General features: G+C 67.6%; 22 protein-coding genes, 3 tRNA genes and 1 pseudogene. 11 read left to right on the forward strand and 15 right to left on the reverse strand.

Annotation, left to right across the window (positions count from 1 at the left end):
- Positions 1-37 precede the first annotated feature (37 nt).
- Entirely contained in the window at positions 38-922 is an 885-nt protein-coding gene (gene rpsB / locus Q0053_RS06020) for a 30S ribosomal protein S2 (protein WP_298097401.1), read from the reverse strand.
- 162 nt (positions 923-1,084) lie between these two features.
- Entirely contained in the window at positions 1,085-3,508 is a 2,424-nt protein-coding gene (hrpB, locus tag Q0053_RS06025) for an ATP-dependent helicase HrpB (RefSeq protein WP_298097682.1), read from the reverse strand.
- A 157-nt stretch (positions 3,509-3,665) separates the two neighbouring features.
- On the opposite strand from hrpB, the gene Q0053_RS06030 reads away from it, so the two are divergent.
- Together Q0053_RS06030 and Q0053_RS06035 are read left to right on the forward strand one after the other, a co-directional pair.
- Positions 3,666-5,327, forward strand: a complete 1,662-nt coding sequence (locus Q0053_RS06030) for an amino acid permease (RefSeq protein WP_298097404.1) — start codon at positions 3,666-3,668, stop codon at positions 5,325-5,327.
- 100 nt (positions 5,328-5,427) lie between these two features.
- A tRNA-Leu gene (locus Q0053_RS06035) sits at positions 5,428-5,512 on the forward strand.
- Positions 5,513-5,595: 83 nt separating this feature from the next.
- Here Q0053_RS06035 and Q0053_RS06040 read toward each other — a convergent pair.
- Both Q0053_RS06040 and Q0053_RS06045 read right to left on the reverse strand, forming a co-directional pair.
- A complete protein-coding gene (locus Q0053_RS06040; RefSeq protein ID WP_298097407.1) occupies positions 5,596-5,997 on the reverse strand; it encodes a hypothetical protein in 402 nt (133 codons plus the stop codon).
- A 2-nt stretch (positions 5,998-5,999) separates the two neighbouring features.
- Positions 6,000-7,244: a class I SAM-dependent RNA methyltransferase gene (locus Q0053_RS06045; protein ID WP_298097408.1), complete on the reverse strand. Its 1,245-nt coding sequence runs from the start codon at positions 7,242-7,244 to the stop codon at positions 6,000-6,002.
- A gap of 207 nt (positions 7,245-7,451) precedes the next feature.
- Between Q0053_RS06045 and Q0053_RS06050 the strand changes: the two genes are divergently transcribed.
- A complete protein-coding gene (locus tag Q0053_RS06050; RefSeq protein ID WP_298097411.1) occupies positions 7,452-8,081 on the forward strand; it encodes a glycine zipper 2TM domain-containing protein in 630 nt (209 codons plus the stop codon).
- Positions 8,082-8,369: 288 nt separating this feature from the next.
- Here Q0053_RS06050 and Q0053_RS06055 read toward each other — a convergent pair whose 3' ends face one another.
- From Q0053_RS06055 to Q0053_RS06075, 5 genes are all read right to left on the reverse strand, one after another.
- On the reverse strand, positions 8,370-9,101 hold the full coding sequence (locus tag Q0053_RS06055) for a TlyA family RNA methyltransferase (protein ID WP_298097414.1): 732 nt from the start codon (positions 9,099-9,101) through the stop codon (positions 8,370-8,372).
- Positions 9,098-11,815, reverse strand: coding sequence for a valine--tRNA ligase (locus tag Q0053_RS06060; RefSeq protein WP_298097417.1), 2,718 nt, complete (start codon positions 11,813-11,815; stop codon positions 9,098-9,100). Before Q0053_RS06060 ends, Q0053_RS06055 begins: the two co-directional genes overlap by 4 nt.
- An 86-nt stretch (positions 11,816-11,901) precedes the next feature.
- On the reverse strand, positions 11,902-12,486 hold the full coding sequence (locus tag Q0053_RS06065; protein ID WP_298097420.1) for a DUF2497 domain-containing protein: 585 nt from the start codon (positions 12,484-12,486) through the stop codon (positions 11,902-11,904).
- 172 nt (positions 12,487-12,658) lie between these two features.
- Positions 12,659-14,143 (reverse strand): TolC family outer membrane protein, encoded by a 1,485-nt coding sequence (locus tag Q0053_RS06070; RefSeq protein ID WP_298097423.1) that lies wholly within the window; start codon positions 14,141-14,143, stop codon positions 12,659-12,661.
- 129 nt (positions 14,144-14,272) lie between these two features.
- A complete protein-coding gene (locus Q0053_RS06075; protein ID WP_298097425.1) occupies positions 14,273-14,902 on the reverse strand; it encodes a protein-L-isoaspartate O-methyltransferase in 630 nt (209 codons plus the stop codon).
- A gap of 139 nt (positions 14,903-15,041) precedes the next feature.
- On the opposite strand from Q0053_RS06075, the gene Q0053_RS06080 reads away from it, so the two are divergent.
- The 5 genes and pseudogenes from Q0053_RS06080 (at position 15,042) to Q0053_RS06100 (ending at position 16,708) form a co-directional block, all read left to right on the forward strand.
- A tRNA-Cys gene (locus Q0053_RS06080) sits at positions 15,042-15,115 on the forward strand.
- 195 nt (positions 15,116-15,310) lie between these two features.
- A pseudogene (locus Q0053_RS13285) lies at positions 15,311-15,367 on the forward strand (hypothetical protein); the annotation flags it as partial.
- A 163-nt stretch (positions 15,368-15,530) separates the two neighbouring features.
- Positions 15,531-15,800 carry a hypothetical protein gene (locus Q0053_RS06090; protein WP_298097430.1) on the forward strand — a complete coding sequence of 90 codons (270 nt, stop codon included), beginning with the start codon at positions 15,531-15,533 and terminating at the stop codon, positions 15,798-15,800.
- A gap of 108 nt (positions 15,801-15,908) precedes the next feature.
- Positions 15,909-16,256 (forward strand): hypothetical protein, encoded by a 348-nt coding sequence (locus Q0053_RS06095; protein WP_298097433.1) that lies wholly within the window; start codon positions 15,909-15,911, stop codon positions 16,254-16,256.
- A 17-nt stretch (positions 16,257-16,273) separates the two neighbouring features.
- Complete coding sequence (locus tag Q0053_RS06100) at positions 16,274-16,708, forward strand: hypothetical protein (protein ID WP_298097436.1); 435 nt, start codon at positions 16,274-16,276, stop codon at positions 16,706-16,708.
- Positions 16,709-16,727: 19 nt separating this feature from the next.
- Here Q0053_RS06100 and Q0053_RS06105 read toward each other — a convergent pair whose 3' ends face one another.
- A complete protein-coding gene (locus Q0053_RS06105; RefSeq protein WP_298097439.1) occupies positions 16,728-16,850 on the reverse strand; it encodes a hypothetical protein in 123 nt (40 codons plus the stop codon).
- 90 nt (positions 16,851-16,940) lie between these two features.
- Positions 16,941-17,744, reverse strand: coding sequence for an RNA methyltransferase (locus Q0053_RS06110; RefSeq protein ID WP_298097442.1), 804 nt, complete (start codon positions 17,742-17,744; stop codon positions 16,941-16,943).
- A 70-nt stretch (positions 17,745-17,814) separates the two neighbouring features.
- Here Q0053_RS06110 and Q0053_RS06115 point away from each other — a divergent pair.
- Positions 17,815-17,889: transfer RNA gene (locus Q0053_RS06115), tRNA-Asn, on the forward strand.
- A gap of 136 nt (positions 17,890-18,025) precedes the next feature.
- On the opposite strand, the gene Q0053_RS06120 is transcribed toward Q0053_RS06115, so the two are convergent.
- Entirely contained in the window at positions 18,026-18,787 is a 762-nt protein-coding gene (locus tag Q0053_RS06120) for a hypothetical protein (protein WP_298097445.1), read from the reverse strand.
- Between the two features lie 81 nt (positions 18,788-18,868).
- Between Q0053_RS06120 and Q0053_RS06125 the strand changes: the two genes are divergently transcribed.
- Together Q0053_RS06125 and Q0053_RS06130 are read left to right on the forward strand one after the other, a co-directional pair.
- Positions 18,869-19,471 carry a TIGR00730 family Rossman fold protein gene (locus Q0053_RS06125; RefSeq protein WP_298097448.1) on the forward strand — a complete coding sequence of 201 codons (603 nt, stop codon included), beginning with the start codon at positions 18,869-18,871 and terminating at the stop codon, positions 19,469-19,471.
- A 59-nt stretch (positions 19,472-19,530) separates the two neighbouring features.
- Entirely contained in the window at positions 19,531-19,821 is a 291-nt protein-coding gene (locus Q0053_RS06130) for a hypothetical protein (protein WP_298097452.1), read from the forward strand.
- Positions 19,822-19,894: 73 nt separating this feature from the next.
- Here the strand turns inward: Q0053_RS06130 and gltX are convergent, their stop codons facing one another.
- From gltX to Q0053_RS06145, 3 genes are all read right to left on the reverse strand, one after another.
- Entirely contained in the window at positions 19,895-21,229 is a 1,335-nt protein-coding gene (gene gltX, locus Q0053_RS06135; RefSeq protein ID WP_298097455.1) for a glutamate--tRNA ligase, read from the reverse strand.
- A 72-nt stretch (positions 21,230-21,301) separates the two neighbouring features.
- Complete coding sequence (gene dksA / locus Q0053_RS06140; protein WP_298097458.1) at positions 21,302-21,733, reverse strand: RNA polymerase-binding protein DksA; 432 nt, start codon at positions 21,731-21,733, stop codon at positions 21,302-21,304.
- Between the two features lie 186 nt (positions 21,734-21,919).
- Positions 21,920-22,345, reverse strand: a complete 426-nt coding sequence (locus tag Q0053_RS06145) for a flagellar assembly protein FliX (RefSeq protein ID WP_298097461.1) — start codon at positions 22,343-22,345, stop codon at positions 21,920-21,922.
- Positions 22,346-22,412: the final 67 nt, after the last annotated feature.

The following is a 22,412-nucleotide window of genomic DNA, read 5'->3' on the forward strand; positions in this document are numbered from 1 at the left end:
CCGTATGTCAGTTTCGCCGTCGGGAAGCGGTTCGGATTTAGACCGCAGCTTCCTCGGTTTCGGCAGTGTCTTCGGCGGCCGGCTCGGCGGCAGCGATCATTTCCTCAGCGACGGCTTCAGCCTCGGCGGGAACGACCTCGGCTTCAACCTTGGCCGCCTTCGGTGCCTTGGCTTCGCGCAGCATCGGCTCGTCCGGGTTGACCGCAGCCCCCAGATCGACGCCGGCGGCCGACTGGCCGGCAGCCAGGCCGTCGAGGACGGCGTCGGCGATCAGGTCGCAATAGGTCTGGATGGCGCGGGCGGCGTCATCGTTGCCGGGGATCGGATAGGTGATGCCGTCCGGGTCCGAGTTGGTGTCGAGGATGGCGATGATCGGGATGTTCAGCTTGCGGGCTTCCAGGATCGCGATCGCTTCCTTGTTGGTGTCGATCACGAAGATGATGTCCGGGATCGAACCCATGTCCTTGATGCCGCCCAGCGACAGCTCGAGCTTGTCGCGCTCGCGCTGCAGGTTCAGCAGTTCCTTCTTGACCCGGCCGTCACCGCCGCCGTCCAGCAGGGCTTCCAGCTCGCGCAGGCGGGCGATCGAGCCCGACACGGTGCGCCAGTTGGTCAGGGTGCCGCCGAGCCAGCGGTTGTTCATATAGTACTGGGCGCAGCGCTTGGCGGCTTCAGCCACCGGATCCGAAGCCTGGCGCTTGGTGCCGACGAACAGGACGCGACCGCCCTTGGCGGCGACATCGCGCACGGCGACCAGGGCCTGGTGCAGCAGCGGGATCGACTGCGACAGGTCGATGATGTGGATGTTCGAGCGCGATCCGAAGATGTAGCGCTCCATCTTCGGGTTCCAACGGTGCGTCTGGTGGCCGAAATGCGCGCCGGCTTCGAGCAGCGAACGCATGGAGAATTCTGGCAGAGCCATGGTGTAGTCCTTTATCCGATTGATCCGCCGCAGGCGCTGTAAAGACCGGTTGGCCCTCGGAACGGAGCAGACGGGATTTCTCCCCGTCAGCGCCACGCCTGCGTGTGAAGTGGCAGGGCTTCTAGGCGGCTTGGGCGGAAAAGGCAAGCGGTGCCGGCCCGCCTAGGTCCCGCGCGGCTTGGCCCGGCTGGTGGCCTCAGCCTTCGTCGGGTCCTCCGGCCAGGGATGCCGGGGATAGCGGCCCCGCATCTCACTGCGCACCGCCGCCCAGCTTCCGGCCCAGAAACCGGGCAGGTCCTTCGTCACCTGCACCGGCCGCCGGGCCGGCGACAGCAGGGCCAGCGTCAACGGCACCCGCCCGCCACCGACGGTCGGATGAGCGGTGGTCCCGAACAGCTCCTGCACCCGGATGTCCACCCGCGGCCCGCCCACGGCCGCATAGTCGATAGCGGCCGAGCCGAGCGGTGTCGCCAGTCGTGCCGGAGCCAGCTCGTCCAGCGCGCGCTGCCGGTCCCAGGGGATCAGCGCGCGCAGCCCGGCTTCCAGCGCGCCATCTTCGATCTTCTCCAGGGCCTGCACGGCGTCCAGCAAAGGCCACAGCCAGGTCTCGCGGCTCGCCCTCAGCCCCGCGTCCGACACGTCCGGCCAGCCGTCCTCCAGTCCGGCTACAAAGGCCATCCGCGCCTTCAGGCCCGATGCCCGCTCGCCCCAACTCAGACTTGCCAGCCCGTCGCGCTCAACCTCGTCCCGCAGCGCCGCCGTGATCGCGGCCCGGTCCGGCGTGCCGATGATCCTTTCATCCACCACGATCGCCCCGATGCGGCGGATGCGCTTCAAGGTCATCCGCCCCGACGGCTCCCGCACCAGTCGGTCCTCGATCCCGATCCGACCCTCCAGCGCCGCCGGATCGACCGGAGCGGCCAGCCGGATGCGGTCCCGCGCATCCCCGCCGCCCAGCTCTGCCACCGCCAGCCACGACTCCCGCGCCAGGGCCTCCGTCGGATCAAGAAAGGCACCGCGCCCCGAAGCCAGCAGCACCTCCCCCGGCTTGCCGCGCGCCTTCGCCACCCGCTCGGGGAAGGCCTCGGCCAGCAGCACACCCACATCGACCTCGCCGCCCTGCCCGCTTCCGGCCGCCCGCGCCCAGCGCTCGGCCAGCTTGATCGCGTCCCGGCCCCTCGGCGACCGGTCGCGCTCCAGTCCACGCAGCCGGTCCCTCAGATCGATGTCGTGGCCGCCCAGTCCCGGCTCGCTCAGCACCGCCGCGATCCGCGCGCCCAGCCCCGCGTCCCCCGCATCGCTGGCGACGGCGACCATATGCGCCAGCCGCGGCGGCAGCGGGATCCGCGTCAACCGCCGTCCATGGACGGTCAACGCCCCGGCCCCATCCAGTGCGCCCAGGCGTTCCAATACCTTGCGCGCCTCGGCAAAGGCCCCCGCCGGCGGCTGGTCCAGCAAGGCGAGCGCCTCTGTCGACCGGGTACCCCATCGGGCCAGGTCGAGGGCAAGGCCCGTCAGGTCCGCCTCCAGGATTTCCGGGCGCTGGTGCGGCACCAGCCCGCGCATCTCCGCCTCGTCCCAGAGCCGGTAGCACATGCCAGGCTCCGTCCGGCCGGCCCGGCCGCGCCTCTGTTCTGCCGAGGACCGGCTGACCCGGACCGTCGCCAGCCGCGTCAGGCCGCTGGACGGCTCGAACCGCGGCACGCGCGACAGGCCACCGTCGATCACCACCCGGACCCCCTCGATGGTCAGGCTGGTCTCGGCCACCGAGGTCGCCAGCACCACCTTGCGCCGCCCGGCGGTCGTCGGCTGGATGGCCCGGTCCTGGGTTTCGCGGTCCAGCGCTCCGTACAGCGGCACGACATCCACGGCCGGATCATTCAGCCGCTCCGCGAGCCGCTGCGCCGTGCGGTGGATTTCGCCCTGTCCGGGCAGAAAGACGAGGATCGAGCCGCTCTCCTCCCCCAGGGCCAGCAGGATGGCCCGGGTCAGGGCATCCTCGATCCGCTCGACCGGGTTTCGCCCGCAATAGCGCGTTCCGACCGGAAACATCCGGCCTTCCGCCTCGATGACCGGCGCGCCGGCCAGAAGGCGTGACACCCCCCCGATATCCAGCGTGGCCGACATGACCAGCAGCCGCAGGTCCTCCCGCAGCAGACCCTGTGTTTCCCGTGCCAGCGCCAGACCCAGATCGGCGTCCAGCGACCGTTCGTGAAATTCGTCGAACAGCACCCCGCCGACGCCCTCCAGGCCGGGATCGTCCAGGATCATCCGGGTGAACACCCCTTCGGTGATCACCTCGATCCGCGTGTTCGGTCCGATCCGGCTCTGCAGCCGGGTGCGATAGCCCACCGTCTCACCGGTCGACTCGCCCAGCGACACCGCCATCCGTTCCGCCGCCGCCCGTGCCGCCAGCCTGCGGGGCTCCAGCACCAGCAGCTTTCCGCCCGCCAGCCAGGGCGCATCGAGCAGCGCCAGCGGCACGACCGTCGTCTTCCCCGCCCCCGGCGGAGCCGCAAGCACAGCCGCATTGCCCGCGGCTAGGGCGGCCTTCAGAGGCTCGATAACGGCGTGGATCGGCAGCATCATCCACGGCTCTAGACGGTCAGCCCCCCTTCACGAAAGCGTCGTCAGGGCTTCACCATTCGGAAACCGCGTTGCCAGCGGCCCCCTGCGCCGCTAGCGTTCGCGGCATTGAAGGCGGTCCGGGGAGGACTCGTCGTGTATCAGGGGGCGAGACTCGATGTCCGCAGAAGGCCTTAGGCCCAGGGGGAACCGTCTGTTCCTCAAGAAATCCGTAGCCCAGATCCAGAAGGAAGCCGCCAAGAGCGAGCTGAAACGGTCCCTGGGTCCCATCAACCTGATGAGCCTCGGCATCGGTGCCATCATCGGCGCCGGCATCTTCGTTCTGACCGGCCAGGTCGCCGCGGCCAATGCAGGCCCGGCAATCATGCTCAGCTTCGTGGTCGCGGGCATCGCCTGCGGTCTCGCCGGTCTCTGCTATGCCGAACTGGCCTCGACCATGCCGGTGTCCGGCTCGGCCTACACCTACGCCTACGGCACCCTGGGCGAAGTCTTCGCCTGGATCATGGGCTGGCTGCTGGTGCTGGAATACGGCGTTGCGGCCTCGACCGTCGCCGTCGGCTGGTCCGGCTATGTGGTCTCGATCCTCAATGATTTCGGTCTCGCCGCCGGTCTGTTCCCGACCATCCAGTACGCCGGCGGAGAAGGCCCATCCTGGGCAACCCCGCTGATCCAGGCCGTCACGGTCGACGGCGTCAGCAGCTTCCCTATGACCGGCACCCTGAACCTGGTGGCTGCCATCGGCATCGCGGCTGTCTGCAGCCTTCTGGTTCTCGGCGTCAGTGAGTCGGCGTCGATCAACAATCTCATCGTCATCATCAAGATCGTTGTGCTGCTGACCTTCATCGCGGTCGGGATACAGTACATCAACCCCGATAACTGGGTGCCCTTCATCCCCGAGAACACCACGGGCAAGTTCGGTGAGTACGGCACCAGCGGCATCCTGCGGGGTGCGGCGATCATCTTCTTCGCCTACGTCGGCTTCGAAGCCGTCTCGACGGCGGCCGCCGAAGCCAAGAACCCGTCCAAGGACGTTCCGGTCGGGATTCTCGGTGCGCTCATCGTCTGCACCCTGATCTATATGGCCGTCGCCGCCGTCATGACCGGCGTCGTTCCCTACCTCGAGCTGGCCAGCCCGGCGCCGGTGGCAGTCGCCATCGACCGCATGGGTCTGGAATGGGCCAACATCGCCGTGCCCTCGGCCGCAGGCGGTGAACTGAACCTGATCAGCTTCCTGATCAAGATCGGCGCCATCACCGGCCTGTCCTCGGTCATGCTGGTGCTGTGCTACGGCCAGACGCGGATCTTCTACACCATGGCCCGTGACGGCCTTCTGCCGAAGGCGTTTGCGGTCATCCATCCGAAGTTCCGCACGCCCTGGATCGGCACCATCCTGCTCGGCATCCTCATTGCCGTCGCAGCCTCCTTCCTGCCGATCTCGATCCTCGGCGACCTCGTGTCCCTCGGCACGGCGGTGGCCTTCTCGATCGTGTGCCTGAGCGTGATCTTCCTGCGCATCAAACACCCGGAGATGGAGCGTCCGTTCAAGGTCCCGGGTGGTGTCTGGACGGCGGGTGCCGGCATTGTGGCCTGTCTGTCCTTGGCCGGCTTCAACTTCTGGCCCATGATCCAGCACGCCATGGACGGCAATACGCTGCCCCTGACGATCCTGGCTGCCTATGCCGCGGTCGGTGCCGTCATCTACATCATCTACGGCTTCTGGCACTCCAAGCTCGCCAAGGGCATCGACATCACCGAAGAAACCACGATGTCGTCCCCGGCCGAGGCCATGGGCTCCGGTGTGGACAACCAGAAGGACTGATCCCCGGGATCATCCCTGCAAGACGAAAGGCCCGGGAGCGATCCCGGGCCTTTTTCGTTGCCGCCCGGTCCGGCCTCGCCTAGACGCTGCAGCGGACCTGGCGGATGTGGCGGAACTGGTAGACGCACTGGATTTAGGTTCCAGCGCCGCGAGGCGTGGAGGTTCGATTCCTCTCATCCGCACCAGTCACGAAAGCCCGTGATCACCCGCAGGCTTCAAGGACGGCGCGCGCGACACCCTCCCCCGAAACAGGGGCAGGCATCATCCTCTAATCCTCATCCGCCGCCGACGGATCGATGGCATTGGTGACCAGCTCACGCCAGGTCGGATCGGTGGCATCGACCAGATCGACATCCTCCATCAGGGCCACGGCCCCGCCGCCGTCGGGCAGGATCAGGCCCAGGATTTCCATCTCCTCGCCGTCGGGTCCCAGATGGGTCTCGGCCTGGACCGCCACCGCCGCCTGTTCGCCGTCCTCGTCCCACCAGATCACCGGCTGCGGCAGGTCCATGGCGATCGGGCGCGGATCGTCGGTCTCGCCCAGGGCAAACACCGCCCGGCGGGCCTGCACATCGTCCAGGGTTGCCACGGCCCCGACAAACGGTGTCAGCCGCGTCCAGTCCTCGGCGTCGAAGCCACCCCCATCCTCGTCGGGCAGGTTGTCGTTCATCGTCATCGCCGGAACACTCCCACCAGCTCCACATGCGCCGACCACAGGAACTGGTCCACCGGCGTCACCCGTTCCAGCCGGAAGCCGGCGTCGATCAGCACCCGGGCATCCCGGGCGAAGGTCACCGGATTGCACGACACACCGACCACGACCGCCGCCTTCGTGCCCGGCAGCTGCCGCGTCTGCTCCAGCGCCCCGGCCCTCGGCGGGTCCAGCACAATGGCGTCACAGCCCCGCAGGTCATAGGGGGCCAGCGGTCGGCGGAACAGGTCACGCGCCTCGGCGGTGATCCCTTTCATGCCCGGCCCTGAACCGATCCCCGCCTTCAGCGCCGCGATCCCCGCGGCCGAGCCGTCCGCCGCCAGCACCGGCGCCACCGTCGCCAGCGGAAAGGTGAAGGTCCCCGCCCCGCAGAACAGATCCGCGATCTTCTTCGCCCCCTTCACCGCCTCGACCGCGCGCGCGACCATCGCCGCCTCGGCCTCGGGCACGGCCTGCAGAAAGCCGCCGGGCGGCAGGGGTACGGTCGCGGGTCCGAAGGCCACCTTCGGCTGACGCTCCATCATCAGAACCTCGCCCGCCAGACTCAGACGAGCCAGACCGGCCTCGGCCGCCGCGGCGATGGCCCGCATCCGCGCGTCACCGGACAGCCCGCCCGTGCGCCGCTCAACCCCCGTCACATCCACATCAAGCCCGGTCAGGGTCGCTGTCACATGCAGGGTCGGGGCCGACTTCGGATGCTCCAGAAAGGCCGCCGCCACCCGGGCCAGCGCCGGAAACGCCGCCACCAGCCGGGGATCGGCCACCGGACAGGCCATCACCTCAACCAGCCGCCAGCTCTTGCGGGCCTTGAATCCCAGCACGACCCGCCCGTCCTCGCTGCGCCGCGCATGCAGGGCCAGCCGCCGCCGCGTCCCCGGCGGCACGGCCACCGTCGCCTCGATCTCGGTCTCGATCCGCTCCCGCGCGAGCGCCTGCCGGACCTGATCCTGTTTCCAGTCCAGATAGGGCCCGGCGGCCCAGTGCTGCAGGGCGCAGCCACCGCAATCGCCATAGTGGGGCGACACCGGCGCGATCCGCTCCGGGCTGGCGGTCAGGATCTCGCCCCCCTCCAGCCGCCCGTCCCGAACCTCGCCCCGCACCGTCTCGCCGGGCAGGCTCAAGGGTACGAACACAGGTCCGCCCGGCGTCTCGGCGATCCCGTCGCCCTGCCCGCCCACGCGGCTGATGGTCAGCGTTTCCGTCATCGGCTGCTTCTAGAGCGAAATCGGTTCGGACGCGATCAGCGCCGGTCCCGGCCATCGCGCAGGCTCGAGGGACTCCGGCCCATCCACGAAACCTGAACGAAGATGAACGGCCTGCTCAAAGGCCGTTCAGTTTCGGGGGCCTATGCCTCGTCATCACAAGCACAGGCGTCGAACCCCGGCGCCCGCCCTTCAGCCAGGATGATGCCGATGTTCGCCCGTCTGCCCCTCAAGACCGCTTTCGGCGCCGCCGCCCTCGCCGCGGCCGGCCTGATGCTGACCCCCGCCACCGCCTCGGCCCAGGCCTACAGCTACAACGGCCAGCAATATGGCTACGGCAATGAGCGCCAGTCTGACTATGGCTACGACCGTTCCTACGACCGTTCCTACGGTCGGTCCCAAGACCGCTCCGGCCAGGGCGAATGCCTCAGCGAGCGCCGGAACCGTCAGGGTAACGGTGCCCTCGTCGGCGCGACCTTCGGGGCCGTCCTGGGCTCCCAGATGGGCGCACGCGGCCGCCGGACCGAAGGCAGTGTGCTCGGGGCGGTGATCGGTGGTGCGCTCGGCGCAGCCGTCGGCGGCGACTCGGCCCGCGACTGCAATGGGACCCGCAGCGACTATGCGCAGTACGGCTACGGGAACTCAAACGGCTACCGCGACTACAGCAGCCGGGACCATGGCGGCTACGGATACAGCGACCGCTACGACGCCCAGGGCTACGGCGACCAGGGCTACGAGGACCGGTCGAACGACGGTTACCAATCCGACTGCCGCAGCCGGACCGTCCACAGCCGCGACCGCTACGGCCGCACGGTCACCCGCTACGAACAGACCTGCTGACAGAATTGCGCCGCCGATTATTTTTCAGCCCCCCTGTCGATCGGCGGCGTGACGGAGACCCCCGGTGGAGCCATCCACCGGGGGTCTTTCCTTGTTGGGACAGGGTCGTGGCGGGCGTGAGAGAAGCCAGTGGCGAGTGGCCAGTGGCTAGTGGCTAGTGGTTAGTGGTTAGTGGTTCGTGCTCTCCGCCTCATTGCCGGCGGAAGGGCGGCGCAGTCCGCGCAGTCGAACAACCGTTGGCCAGCCACTAACCACTAGCCACTAGCCACTAGCCACTCGCACTAACCACTAGCCACCCCTCTTCGCCCACAGCAGAAACTCCACATTCCCGTCCCCACCGGTGATCGGGCTTTCCGTGGTCGCCTGCACCGCCCAGCCCTCGCCTTCCAGCCAGTCACAGACCGCCGCCAGCGCCGCCTGCTGTGCCGCCGGATCCTTGACCACGCCCTTCTTGGTCCCGCCCGGCCCCGTCGCCTCGAACTGCGGCTTGACCAGGGTGACCAGATCCGCCTCCGGGGCGGCCAGCGCCAAGGCCACACGCAGCACCTTGGCCAGGCCGATGAAGCTGGCGTCGCAGACGATCAGACCGGGTGCCTCGGGGATCACAGCGGGCGTCAGGTCCCGGGCGTCGGTCTGCTCCAGATTGATCACCCGCGGATCGGCCGCGACGCGGGCATGCAGCTGACCTGAGCCGACATCGACGGCATAGACCCGCGCCGCGCCGCGAGACAGGCAGACCTCGGTGAAACCGCCCGTAGAGGCCCCGACGTCCAGCACCGTCCGGCCCGCAACCTCGACCGGCCAAAGGGACAGGGCGTGATCCAGCTTCAACGCGCCGCGCCCGACCCAGCGATGGGCGTCGGCATAGGCCACGACCGCATCCTCAGCCACGGTCTGTGACGCCGCCTTCGCCGGCACCCCGTTGACCGTCACCCCGCCCGCCTCGATCGCCGCCTTCGCCCGCGCCCGGCTCTCGGCCAGCCCACGCGCGACCAGCAGCTGGTCGAGCCGGGTCTTCACCCCACCGCGTCCAGCCGTGCCAACGCCGCCTGCAGCCTGGTCTTGCCGGCCTCGGCCTCGGCCAGCTTCTGGCGCTGCTCCTCGACGACCTCGGGGGCCGCGCGATCGACGAAATTCGGATTGCCCAGCTTCTTGTTGAAATGGCCGATATCGCTGTCGAAGGCGGCGATCTCTTTCGTCAGCCGGGCACGCTCGGCCGACAGATCGATGATCCCGGCCAGCGACAAGGCCGCCGTCGCGCCGCCAGAGACGAAGGTCACCGACCCCTCGGCCGCCGCCTCGACGGAGGACAGGTCCGACACCCGGCCGAGCGTCAGGATCAGGTCGCGGTGGCGCGCGATCCGCCCGGCGGTGACCGCATCCGGCGCGATGAAGGACAGGCCGGGCTTGGCACCCTGCGGCACATTCATCTCGGCCTTCAGCTGGCGGATTTCGGTGACCAGATCGACCAGCCAGCCGATCTCGCCCTCGGCCGCTGCGTCGATGAAGCTGTCCGGCAGAACCGGCCAGGCCGCCCCGATCAGGGTCGCCTCATCCCGCGCCGCGCCCTCACCGGACAGCTGGTCCCACAGCTCCTCTGTGATGAAGGGCATGATCGGGTGCATCAGCTTCAGGGTCTGGTCCAGGGTCCAGGCCGTCATGGCCCGGGTCTCGGCCTTGGCGGCCTCGTCCGACCCCATGAACACGGGCTTGGCCAGTTCCAGATACCAGTCGCAGAAGACGTTCCAGACGAAGCGGTACAGGGCCGAGGCGGCATCGTCGAAACGTCCGCCCTCGATCGCCTCGCTGACCCCGCGCTCGGCCTTGGTCAGCTCGCCGCGGATCCAGCGGTTGATGGTCTGGTCCACGGTCGCCGGGTCAAAGCCCTCGACCCGCTTCGCCTCATTCATCTGCGAGAAGCGCGCCGCGTTCCAAAGCTTGGTGCCGAAGTTCCTATAACCTTCAATACGTTGCTTCGACAATTTGATGTCACGAGTGCCGGACAGAATGGCCATCGTGAACCGCAGCGGGTCGGCACCCAGCTCGTCGATGATGCCGAGGGGGTCGATGACATTCCCCTTCGACTTGCTCATCTTCTGGCCCTTCTCGTCGCGGACCAGGCCATTGATGATGACCCGCTTGAACGGAACCTCATCCATGAAGTGAAGTCCCATCATCATCATTCGGGCAACCCAGAAGAAAATGATGTCAGCCGCCGTCACCAGATCGCTGGTCGGATAGAAGCGCCGCAGGTCCTCGGTCTTCTCCGGCCAGCCCATGGTCGAGAACGGCCACAGGGCCGAGCTGAACCAGGTGTCCAGCACATCCTCGTCCTGCGTCAGCGGCTTGCCGCCGGCCTGGGCGACCGCCTCGGCCTCGCTCTCCGCGACATAGATGTTCCCGTCGGCGTCATACCAGGCCGGAATGCGATGCCCCCACCAGAGCTGGCGCGAGATGCACCAGGGCTCGATGTTGCGCAGCCATTCGAAATAGATCTTCTCATAGGACTTAGGCTCAAAGACCGTATCGCCCTGCTCCACCGCCTTGATCGCCGGCTGGGCCATCGTATGCGCATCGACGTACCACTGGTCCGTCAGCCAGGGCTCGATGACCACGCCCGAGCGGTCGCCGTGCGGGATCACGTGGCGGGTCTTCTCGATCTCCTTGAGCCAGCCGTCTTCCTCGGCCTTCGCGACGATGGCCTTGCGCGCCGCGAAGCGGTCCATGCCCTCATAGTCGGCGGGCACGTCCGGCGTGTCGGCGGCCGTGATCCGACCGAAGGCGTCCATCACGTTCAACGCCGCCAGCCCCGCCCGCTTGCCGACCTGAAAGTCATTGAAGTCGTGCGCCGGCGTGATCTTCACCGCCCCCGACCCCTTGGCCGGGTCGGCATAGTCGTCGGCGACAATCGGAATGCGCCGGCCCACGATCGGCAGGGTCACAAATTTCCCGACCAGCCCCGCATACCGCGCATCGTCCGGATGCACCGCCACGCCGGTGTCGCCCAGCATGGTCTCCGGCCGGGTCGTGGCGACGACGATGAAGTCGCGCGTCTCCCATTCCGTCGCCTTGCCGTCCTCGTCGAAGGCGACCGGATGCTCATAGGTGACACCGTCCGCCAGCGGATAGGCGAAATGCCAGTAGTGGCCGTCCATCTCGCGCTGCTCGACCTCGAGATCCGAGATCGCCGTCTGGAAATGCGGGTCCCAATTGACCAGCCGCTTGTCGCGATAGATCAGCCCGTCCCGGTGCAGCTGGACGAAGACCTTGCGCACGGCGGCGTTCAGCCCCTCGTCGAGGGTGAACCGCTCACGGCTCCAGTCGCAGGAGGCACCCAGCCGGCGCAGCTGCTGGACGATGGTCCCGCCCGACTCGGCCTTCCACTCCCAGACCTTGGCCAGAAAGGCCTCGCGGCCCATGTCGCGGCGGCTGGCATGGCCTGCTGCGGCCAGCTGGCGCTCGACCACCATCTGGGTCGCGATGCCCGCGTGGTCCGTGCCCGGCAGCCACAGCACCGCCTTGCCCTTCATCCGGTGATAGCGGGCCAGGATGTCCTGCAGGGTGTTGTTCAGCGCATGGCCGATGTGCAGCGAGCCCGTCACATTGGGCGGCGGGATGACGATCGAATAGGCCTCGGCAGCCCCGTCGGTCCGGGGAGCGAACACCCCGCTCTCCTCCCATTTCGCATAGAGGCGGGGTTCGGCGGCGGTCGGGTCGAAGGTCTTGTCGAGCATTGGGAGGGTCTTCGGGCAAAGAGAAAGGGCGGCCCCGACTGGAGCCGCCCCGGAATGATCTAGCCTTGATCGGGTCGCGGGTGAAGTCAGCCGGCGTTGCGGGCGATGCGTTCGACTTCCTTGCGTACCTGGGCCTCGACGATGCCCGGCAGATTGGCGTCCAGCCACTCCTTCAGCATCGGCCGCAGCAGGGCGCGCGCCAGTTCATCGACGGTCGGACCGGAGCCGGTCCAGGAATCAATCGGATCAGGTTTGCGGACGGTCGAGGCGAGACCGGCAAACGCCGATGCGGCACTGGCCGCCGCGCTCACGCCGACGAGGCCCTCGTCGATCGGCTCGGGCTCCGGCTCGGGGTCATGGGCCTCGACCGTTTCGACAAAGTCCGACTCAGGGACCGACGCACTGGGGAACGGCTCCGCCGACAGGATGTCGAGATCGCCGAGGCTCTCTGCCACAGGCGCTTCATAGGCCTCAGTCAGTTCCAACACGTCCTCCTCAACGGGCTCCGGCTCCTCGACCGCAGGCGCTTCCTCCTCCGCGGCGTCCTCGACAACCGTCTCGGGTTCAGGATCCGCGGCTGCCCCCGCCGGGGCGTCATCCTCGGAAATGATCCGGCGAATCGACGCCAGGATTTCCTCCATCGTCGGTTCCTGGGCGGTCTGGTCGGTCATATCGAAACCCCGGGGCGCGCGGCGAACGCACGATCATTCGAATTGAGACAAGTGAGAGGAGCATCCCCCCGACCATGTCGTCGCATCTCAGCCCGCTGGAATCAACGGGCGTTTTCGCGTCACAGGTTAACAACTGGCCCCGGTAGTCGCGCGAGAGGCGACCGGAGGCCCGTCAATCGCGCGGTGCGGTCCCGACGATCTCCGAATTGAGCTGCGCATCAATCGGTGCATCCGCGGCGTTGTTGGCCGGCATAACGGCGGGCGAGGCGATACGATCGATCGCTTCGACAACCCCGTCCCAAGGCAAGCCACCCCGGTTGCGCACCCGGTTGTAGTTGGCCGCTGGGTCATAGGCCGTCAGATTCGCATCCAGATCCGCCCCTTCGAGCCGACCCATGGCGGCCAGCAGACTGGCCTGGGCGACGTACTCATTGCGACGGGCGCTGGCCAGATTGATCTGAGCGTTACGCAGCTCCAGCTCCTGGTTCAGCACATCGAGGGTCGTCCGCAGACCGACCTGGGCCTCCTGTCGCACGCCCTCGGCGGCCACGGTCGCTGCCCGAACGGCTTCCTCGCCGGCCTGAAGCGTGGCGCGGGACGAGATGGACTGGGCAACGGCCGCGCTGACCGCCTGCAGAATGTTGCGGCGCTCTCCCTCGAGGTTGATCTGCGCCACATTGGCGCGCTCCACGGCCTGAGCCACGCGGGAACGGTTCAGTCCGCCGGTGAACAGCGGCACTGAGAGGGATGCGCCGGCCTGAAAACGGGTCTGGTCCGCAATGTCGCCGAGCTGGCCGAGGTCAGAGGTGCCGCCGCCGTAGGAGGCCGTCAAACTCGCGGACGGCATGTATTCGGCCTTGGCGGCCGCCACCTGGGCTTCAGCCGCGCGCTGGGTGTAGGCGGCCGAGAGGATGGCCGGATTATCCGAAAGCGCGACATCGAGGGCGGCGTCGAAATCGGCCGGGACACCCGGAAGCGCCGGCATCGGTGCCAGATCGCCCGGAGCCTGCCCGACCACTGCGGCATAGGCGGCGCGCGACACAGACAGCTGGGCGCGGGCATTGGCCAGATCGGCCTCGGACTGGGCCAGGCGGGATTCGGACTGGGCCACATCGGTGCGGGTGATCTCGCCGACCTCGAATCGGGCCGAGGCTTCTTCCAGCTGACGCTGGAGCACGGTGAGGTTCGACTGGCGGATGGCGAGAATTTCACCGTCGCGGATGACATCGGCATAGGCCCGGATCACCGATGCCAGGACGTTCTGTTCAACGTCGCGCAGGGTCTCGCGACCGGACAGGATGTTGGCTTCAGCCGCCGAGATGCCGTGCCCGATGCGTCCACCCGACCACACGGTCTGGGACAGGCTGACGCTGGCTGCGCCGGTATCGCTGTCGGGATTGCTGAACGGCGCGCCGCTGTAATCCCGGGCATAGCTGGCGGAGACCCTGACATCGAGCTGGGGCCGCAGCCCCGAACGGGCCTGTACGATGGACTCGTCCAGGGCCCGCTGGTTGGCCCGCTGGGCCAGAAGGGACGGATTGGTCTGGTAGGCCAGCGCCAGCGCATCCTTGAGCGTTTCGGCCCAGGCGGGCGCACCCATACCGGTAATCACGGCGATGACGGCGACCGAGGCGAGCGCGCGCGTACGTTTCAGCATGTCTGTTCCTGCCTGGCGCGGGGAAGCGCGCACTCAGTGTCTCATGGGTCTGATGCGATACGGCCAGCGCCCGCGCCAGTTAAGTTTTTTTCACGCGCCGAAAGGACCGTTCCGTCGAACGTCAAAAGTCTACAGCACGAAGGTGGGGATCGCTGACAGTTCCGCCAACACGGGAGGGGCGGCATTGAACAGCTCACGCCGCGACACCCCCTGGGCACCCCGCACATAGAGCACAGCCTTGCCCACCGCACCCGTCCGTTCAACGACGGCCAGCCGTCCCCCGATATTCAGCGCTTCCAGCCAGGCTTCCGGGCGGCCGGGCACGGCCCCTTCCGAGATAATGACGTCATAGCCGCCGTCCGCCGGTGCACCGAGCGGGGCTGTGACGGTCCGGACCCCCTCTTCCGCCAGGACCTCGCCCGTCACCGCGAACACGGCCTCGTCCGATTCCTGCGCGGTCGCCTCGAGACCCAGCCGCGCCAGAACGGCGGCGGCATAGGGTGCGGCGATTGCAAGGGCCCGCTCGCCCGGCTTCGCATCCAGCGCCATCAGCAGCTTCGACAGATCCCGCGCCAGCATCAGACGGCGCTCGCCGGCAATCTCGGGCTCGATCTCCGCATAGGCGGACCAGGCACGATCCGACGGCAGGAACCGCTCGCGCGGCACGCCGAGAAGGGCGGCCTGCAGGGCGCGGTCAGTCACATCGTTCACGCGGACCTGGCTGTCGACCATGACCTTGCGGGCGGCGGCGAAATCCATGGAAAACGATCCTGCAGCTGTGAGCGCTCGAAGGCACCCGGGAAATCTGGCGCGCTTATAGGTCTGTGCGTTGCGGGGGACAATCCGATCTGATAGCGAACGCCCCTCGCGATGGCGTGGTCGTTCTCAACGGCCCCGGGGCCTGATGGCGGAGTGGTTACGCGCCGGATTGCAAATCCGTGTACCCGAGTTCGATTCTCGGTCAGGCCTCCATCGCGACTTCGATCTTTTCTCCGCCCGGCCTCGCCGGGCCGCCGCTGGTTGCAGCGGCAAGCCGCAATGCCCTTTTCGGCCAGGCCTCGCCCGTGGTTAACTCCGGGCGGGAACTGCGGGGGCTGATGGATGCCGAACCGTTCAGATCATCTGACAGACCGCGAGCGCGAATGCCTTCGGCTCGTCCATGCCCATATGAACTCGAAGCAGATCGCCCGGCGTCTGGGCATCAAGCCTTCGACCGTCGACCGCCACTGCGAAAACGCCGCGCGCAAGCTCAAGGCCGCCGGCCGTGTCGACGCAGCCCTGCTCCTGCTTGCCGGTCAGGCCGTTCCGACTGACTCGGTATCCGAACAGCTCCCAATCGCCTCCCCTGCACCGACCGGCTTTTCTCACCCGGCGAAAGGGGACGTTCATGGCCAGTACCGAGGAACAGTTGCCGGGCATCAGCTGGGCAGAACTTCAGACCGTGCTGCTGTCACTGGCGGACACGCCGGTGAAACAGACGATGGTGCACCATCTGGTCGGGGGGACCCGCAAACAGGCGGCCTTCCTCTCTCCGGAAGCCACCTTCCGGGAGATCCTGCACATCGGGGCGGCCCTGCTGGATTCCGGTTTCCAGCCGCAGGAATCGGACATGACGTCCTCGGCCGCATCGTGTTTGTCCTCACCATCGCCGCAATAGCCGCCCTGGTCCTGACAAGCGTTATTGGCGCGGAACAGTTCGCCTTCGCCCTGCAAGGCATCCGCTATGGGAGCTGAGCCGCGCTGCCTCCAGCAAGAAAGCAAGCGAATGAAACGCAGCGAACATGCAGCGGCTATCGCCGCGCGCCTCGCGACAGACCTGTTTCAGGCCGAGGCCAGTCAGGATGAAGCCGTCAACCAGCTGGGGCGGCTGGCCCAGTCCCTCACCTTGAGTCGTCGGGAGGCGGGTCTCTCGAGCACAGTGGGCCAGGCGGCGTTTGACGCCCTCGCCGAAGCCGTCGCGGCCCAGGTCGGGGCGCAACGTGCCATGGTCGCGCTCCACGAAGCACTGGCCGATGTGAAGCGGAGCACCTTCTATCGAAGGGTCCCGCTGGGCGGGCTCACAAAGGGGGACAGACCGATCCCGCGTCCCTCGGCCCTTGCGCTCATCTCCTGAGTTGGTGGTTCAGGGGCATGGAGCCGATCTATGCGGTTTCCCTGGCCTTGCTCATCGTCACGGCGGCGCTTGCTGTCTGGCGAGGCGGCCTCTGGGAACGCGCGACAGCGGCCATCCTTGTTGTCACATGGGTTGGAACCACCCTGGCCCCGTTTGATGGCAGTGAACCGCCATGGGTCGCCATCGGGCTCGACGGAGCCACGATGCTGTTCCTGCTTTACCTGACAATCTACTCGAGCCGCCGGTGGACGATCTGGGCGACCGCCTTCCAGTTCCTGCTGATGGCCAACCATCTGGCCTTCGTCCGCTTCACCCAGCTCGAGCAGTGGGCCTATGTCACCGCCTACTACGTCTGGGGCGACGCGGTTATCCTGTCCCTCGTCTGCGGCATCCTCTGGCCGTCGCGAGAGGCTGCGTCGGCGGCCGTCAGCAAGAGCGGACCAACCGACTGAGGGATGCGGTCGCTCCCGGTCAGGCGACCGGTGCGGTAATCCAGCCGATGATACTGGCTGCGCTGACGCCCACAGCGACGATAGCGACCGCCAACGCGACGCGCGCATTGCGGAGAATGAAGACGAAAACGCCACCAAACATGATTGAACTCCCCCCGGACACCCCTACAGCGACACAGGTTTTCCGGTTCATCAAGGTGTACAAAGCGTTAATCGCAATTCCGTGATCGATTCACGCCCGTCTGGTGAAATGATGCAGGGCAATTCCACAGGCGACCGAAACGTTCAGGGAATCGAAGCCTCCTGACATCGGAATGCCGACCGGCTGGCACCGCTCCAGCAACGCCGCCGACAGGCCCGGTCCCTCGGGACCCAGCACGATGGCGATCTTGCCGCCCCTTGGCATCGCATCCAGGGGATCTGACGCGCCGGGCGTCAGCGCCAGCACCCTGAATCCCGCTGCCTTCAGCCGCTCGACCATCGCCAGCGGGTCGAGACCGGTCGCCATCGGCGTCCGCAGCGCTGCCCCCACCGAGACCCGAATGGCCTTGCGATAGAAGGGATCGCAGCAATGGGCGTCCAGCAGCACTGCCCCGGCCCCGAACGCAGCCGCGTTCCGCAATACCCCGCCCATATTGTCGTGGTTGCCGATGCCACAGGCCGCAACGACGACGGCGTCGGGACCCATCCCTTCCAGACAGGCCTCCAGGGTCCGGGCCGGCGGCTTCTCGCCCAGCGCCAGAATGCCCCGATGGAGATGAAATCCGGCGATCCTGTCGAGAACCGCCTGGCTCGCCACATAGACCGGCGTGCCCTCCGTCACCCGCGCAAGCAGTCCTGCCAGCCCGTCGACCCGTTTGATGTCCAGCAGAAGGGCGACGGGGCGGCACAGCGACCGGTCCGACATGAGCACATTGAGCACGACCTCGCCCTCCGCCAGGAACATGCCGAGCCTGCCCGTCAAATCCCTTTCGCGGATGTCGCGGAAGCCGGCGATACGCGGATCGTCGGGCTGGTCGATGCGGATCAGGGCCAAGATCGGATATTTCCCGTTGCGTCAGTCTGACTCCCGCTGCTATAGCGCCCGCCTCCCCGAGGGGAAGTGATCCGCGGTAGCTCAGTGGTAGAGCAGCCGACTGTTAATCGGCTGGTCGTAGGTTCGAATCCTACCCGCGGAGCCACTCTTTCCCACCCCGATGCCGGACAAAAAGAAGCCCGACGCAAGCGCCGGGCTCAAGAAGTTCGGTGATGGTGGGTGTCCCCGAAAAGGAAGACATCCCTTCGATCCCCTGATTTGATTAATCGGACGTTAACCGCCTACTCGGCGTCCGGTAGCCAGGTCACCTGCCGGCCCGCCCCCGGTCCACTCCATGACACCCGCCAGCCTGCGCCGGCCCGCTCGACCCGGGTCCCGGCACCGGTTCCCGCAGATCCGTCCCCCGGCCAGGAGAAGGACCGCCCGCCGACGCGGATCTCGTCCGGTCCGGGGGAAGCGGCCAGCACCAGACTCCAGCGGCCCTGCGCATCCGGTGTGACGCGTCCGGACTGCCCCCCGGCTTCCAGCTCGACAGACGCACCGCCCGGCGCGCTCCGACCCGAAGCCAGCCGCATCCGGCCATCACTGTCGACCGCACCCAGCGCCGGAGCCCGGTCCAGTCGCCGCGTCGGTCCGCCGGTACGCAGGATCGCGACGGGCCCCTGGCCGCCCGCCACGATCAGGAGGCGCTCGGGGGCCGGGGCGGCATTCTGTCCCACCTGGGTTTCGGGCCGCAGCAGCAGGTTCCCGGTCGGTGCGGTGATTCGAATCTCGAACCGGCCCTGATCGTTTGCGGCTGCGGCATGGGCCGGCCCCGTATCACTGCGCAGCACCACCCGGGTGCCCGGCTCCGCCTGTCCGGTGAAAACCAGACCGCCCGGCACACGTTGCACCGAACGGATCATCGGCGGCCGGGTCCACCCGGCCAGGGAGGCCGGCTCGCGCGCCGCCTCCGCCTCAAGGGCGGCGGGTGGCGAACAGGCTGCGCCCGCAGTGCTTAGCAGGACCGCTGCCACCACCTTGCCGAACATGGCCCGTTTCATCGCATGCATCCGACCGCTAGGAGTATCTGCCCAGATAGCGCGCCAAGGTGGCCGTTGTCTCCCATACGTTCCCGAGGCCTCATGTCTTCGCCTGTCGTCATCCAGCCCTTCGACGGAAAGTCCGTCTGCCTGTTCTGCGGCTCCTCAGATCGCTCGGATCCCGCCTACACCGAGGCGGCCCGCGCGTTTGGCGAGCAGACGGCCCGGGCCGGCTGGCGGTTGGTCTATGGGGGTGGCGGCGTCGGCCTCATGGGGGCCTCGGCCCGCGCGGCCCATGAGGCCGGTGGCCGGGTATTGGGCGTCATGCCCGGCTTCCTTCGCAGCCGCGAACGCCTGTTTGACGATGTGGAGACGGTGATCGTGCCGTCCATGCATGAGCGCAAGACGATCATGTACGACCAGTCCGACGCCTTCGTGGTGGCACCGGGCGGTGTCGGGACCCTCGAAGAAGTCATCGAGGTGCTGTCATGGAAGCGGCTGGACCTGCACTCCAAGCCGGTCATCTTTCTGAATCTCAACGGCTTCTGGGAGCCGCTCCTGGCCGTCATGGAGCACAGTATCGCCGAGGGCATGACCCCCGCCAGCTTCCGTCAGGCCTGGGTCGTTTGCGACACGGTCGAGGCCGCGATCGCGGCCATGCAGACCGCTGACGACATGCCGCACTTGCAACATGATCGCCGATAAGTAATCACCGGTAAGTCAGCGGGACGGATGGTCGTCCTGCGCCACCGGAGACCCTCCCCATGCGTGTTCTGCTCCTCGCCGCAGCCCTGCTCGCCGCCGCACCGGCCTTCGCCCAGACGCCTGCCACCAGCGCTGTCCTCGTCGACGCCGCGCGCGCGCCCGCCGCCCGCACCATCATCGACGGCGCCTCCTGGAGCTGCACCGGCGCGACCTGCACCGCTACCGGCGGCGCGAACCAGCCCGCGACCCGCGCCTGCCGCCGCGTCGTGGCCCGCCTCGGGGCCGTGTCGTCGTTCAGCTACAAGGGCGTCGCCCTGTCGGCCGAACAGATTGCAGCCTGCAACGCCTGATCGCCTTCAGGCCCTGAACGACAAAGGCCGCCCTGCGAGGGGCGGCCTTTTTTGTTGCCGAAACCCGCCCTGCTCAGGCCGCCTCGCCCTTCAGCCGCTTCACGATCCGCTCGCGCCCGATCATCGGTGCCAGGGTCGCCATGTCCGGGCCATGCGACTGGCCCGTGATCATCATCCGCAGCGGCATGAACAGGGCCTTGCCCTTGGCGCCCGTGGCCTCCTTGACCGCGTTCGTCCACACCGGCCACAGGGTCTCATCGATGACCTCCGGCAGGGCCGCCAGCGCCGCCGCCGCAAAGGCCGCGTCCTCGATCACCGGCGTGATCGGACCCCGCACGATCGTCGCCATTTCAATGACATCGCCGAACTTCTGAAGGTTGCCTCGCACCCCGTTCCAGAAGCCCTCGCCCAGATCGGCGTCCAGTTCGGCCAGCCTCGGCCGGGCGACCGCATGACCCATGACATGCAGCGACTGGGCGTTCAGACGATCCAGATCGGCCGTGTCATAACGCGCCGGCGAACGCCCCATTTTCGAAAAGGCGAAGCTGCTGCCGAGGGCCTCGACCGACGCCCCGACTTCCAGCGGGTCCGACGTGCCGATCCGGCCGAGATGGCTGGTGATGGCGATCGGCTCATAGCCCTGGTCGCGCATCTCCGCGATCGACAGCGAGCCCAGCCGTTTGGACAGCGCCTGACCATCGGCCCCCACCAGCAGCGGCATATGGGCGAAGCCGGGCACGGTCGCGCCCAGGGCCTCGAAGATCTCGATCTGCGCCCCGGTGTTGGTGACGTGGTCCTCGCCGCGGATGACGTGGGTGATGGCCATGTCGATGTCATCGACGACCGACGGCAGGGTGTAGAGGAACAGGCCGTCCTCGCGGATCAGCACCGGGTCCGACATTGAGGTCGTGTCCACCTCGGCATGGCCGCGTGCCAGATCTTCCCAGGCCACGCGGCGGCCCTCCAGCTTGAAGCGCCAGTGCGGTCGCCGTCCCTCGGCCTCATAGGCTGCCTTCTCGGCATCGGTCAGGTCCAGCGCCGCGCGGTCGTAGATCGGCGGCAGGCCGCGCGACAGCTGCACCTTGCGGCGGCGATCCAGCTCTTCGGACGTGTCGTAACAGGGGTAGAGCCGACCGGCGGCTTTCAGCCGCGCCGCCGCCTCCTCATAGCGGTCGAACCGCTTCGACTGGTTGTAGCGTTCGTCCCACACCAGACCGAGCCAGGTCAGATCGTCCTCGATCCCCTGTTCGAATTCAGGGGTGGAACGGGCCAGGTCGGTGTCGTCGATACGCAGCACGAACTTGCCGCCCTGCCCTTTCGCGAACATCCAGTTCACGAGAGCGGTGCGGACATTGCCGACGTGCAGCTTACCCGTCGGCGACGGGGCGAAACGGACCTTGACGGACATGCGAAGAACCTTGGAAGCGCGGGGCGCACAGGTCGCGCTCCGCATCCCTCAAGTCAAGGCGTCGTGACCCGATCAGTCGTCCCGGTGCACGCGCTCACGGCGTTCGTGCCGCTCCTGGGCCTCGACCGACAGCGTCGCCGTCGGGCGGGCTTCCAGCCGTCCGAGGCTGATCGGCTCGCCGGTCTCCTCGCAATAGCCATAGGAGCCGTCCTCGATCCGGCGCAGCGCTTCATCGATCTTGGAGATCAATTTGCGCTGGCGGTCGCGGGTGCGCAGTTCGAGGGCGCGATCGGACTCCGAAGAGGCCCGGTCGACCAGATCCGGATGATTTTCCGTCTCTGCCTTCAGATTGACGACAGTCCCCTTGGACTCGCGAAGGATATCATCCTTCCAGTCCATCAGCTTGCCCTTGAAATAGGCCAGCTGCCGCTCGCTCATGAACGGCTCGTCGTCGGACGGCCTGTACCCGGCCGGCTCGACAATCGCAGACGCCAATGCGGTCATAGTTCGCACTCACGGTCTTTAGCAGCGCCCCCCTGTGGCGCAGCCCTGCCTATAGGGAGGTCAGAGAGTCGCGGCAACAACGCTCGCGCGGGCGTGACCTGTGAAGCCTGCAGTCAGCGCGCGAGCGTGACATTTCTTCATCACCCGGGGTGCCCGGACCCGAGTTTCACAAGGAATTTCGGGTGTTTATGTTGCAGTGCGGCGTAACTCGGCCTTGGCCAGTTCCACAGCCGCCCGCAGATCGATCTGATCCAGCAGGCTGTTCAACGCGGCATCCGCGTCATCCGGGCGCTCTTCACGCAGCGTCCGCGTCAGCCGATCGAGGGCACCGTCGCCCGCCTCACCCGCCAGCAAGGCCAGTTTCAGCTCATCCAGCCGGTCCAGCAGACCACCCCCACGCCGGATCGCGCGACGGCGGCGTTCCGTCGCATCCTCGACCCCCTGCAGCGCCATCAGGGCCGCGGCATCGGTAACGGCGGACGGTGCGGGGGCGGAAACCGTCGCGCTGGCGCCGGACGTCGTTGCGCCGGTCGGCACGGCAAAGCTGCCGTTCGCGCGGGCGGCCCGGGGCCCCGGTGACGACGACGGTCCGGACGGGCCTGTAACCTTCATGGCAAGCGATTCCAGCTCATGAGCCAGCTTTGACGCCCGCTCGTCACCGTTTGGTTAACGGCCCGGC

The organism is Brevundimonas sp. (assembly GCF_027487935.1).
Taxonomy (GTDB): Bacteria; Pseudomonadota; Alphaproteobacteria; order Caulobacterales; family Caulobacteraceae; genus Brevundimonas.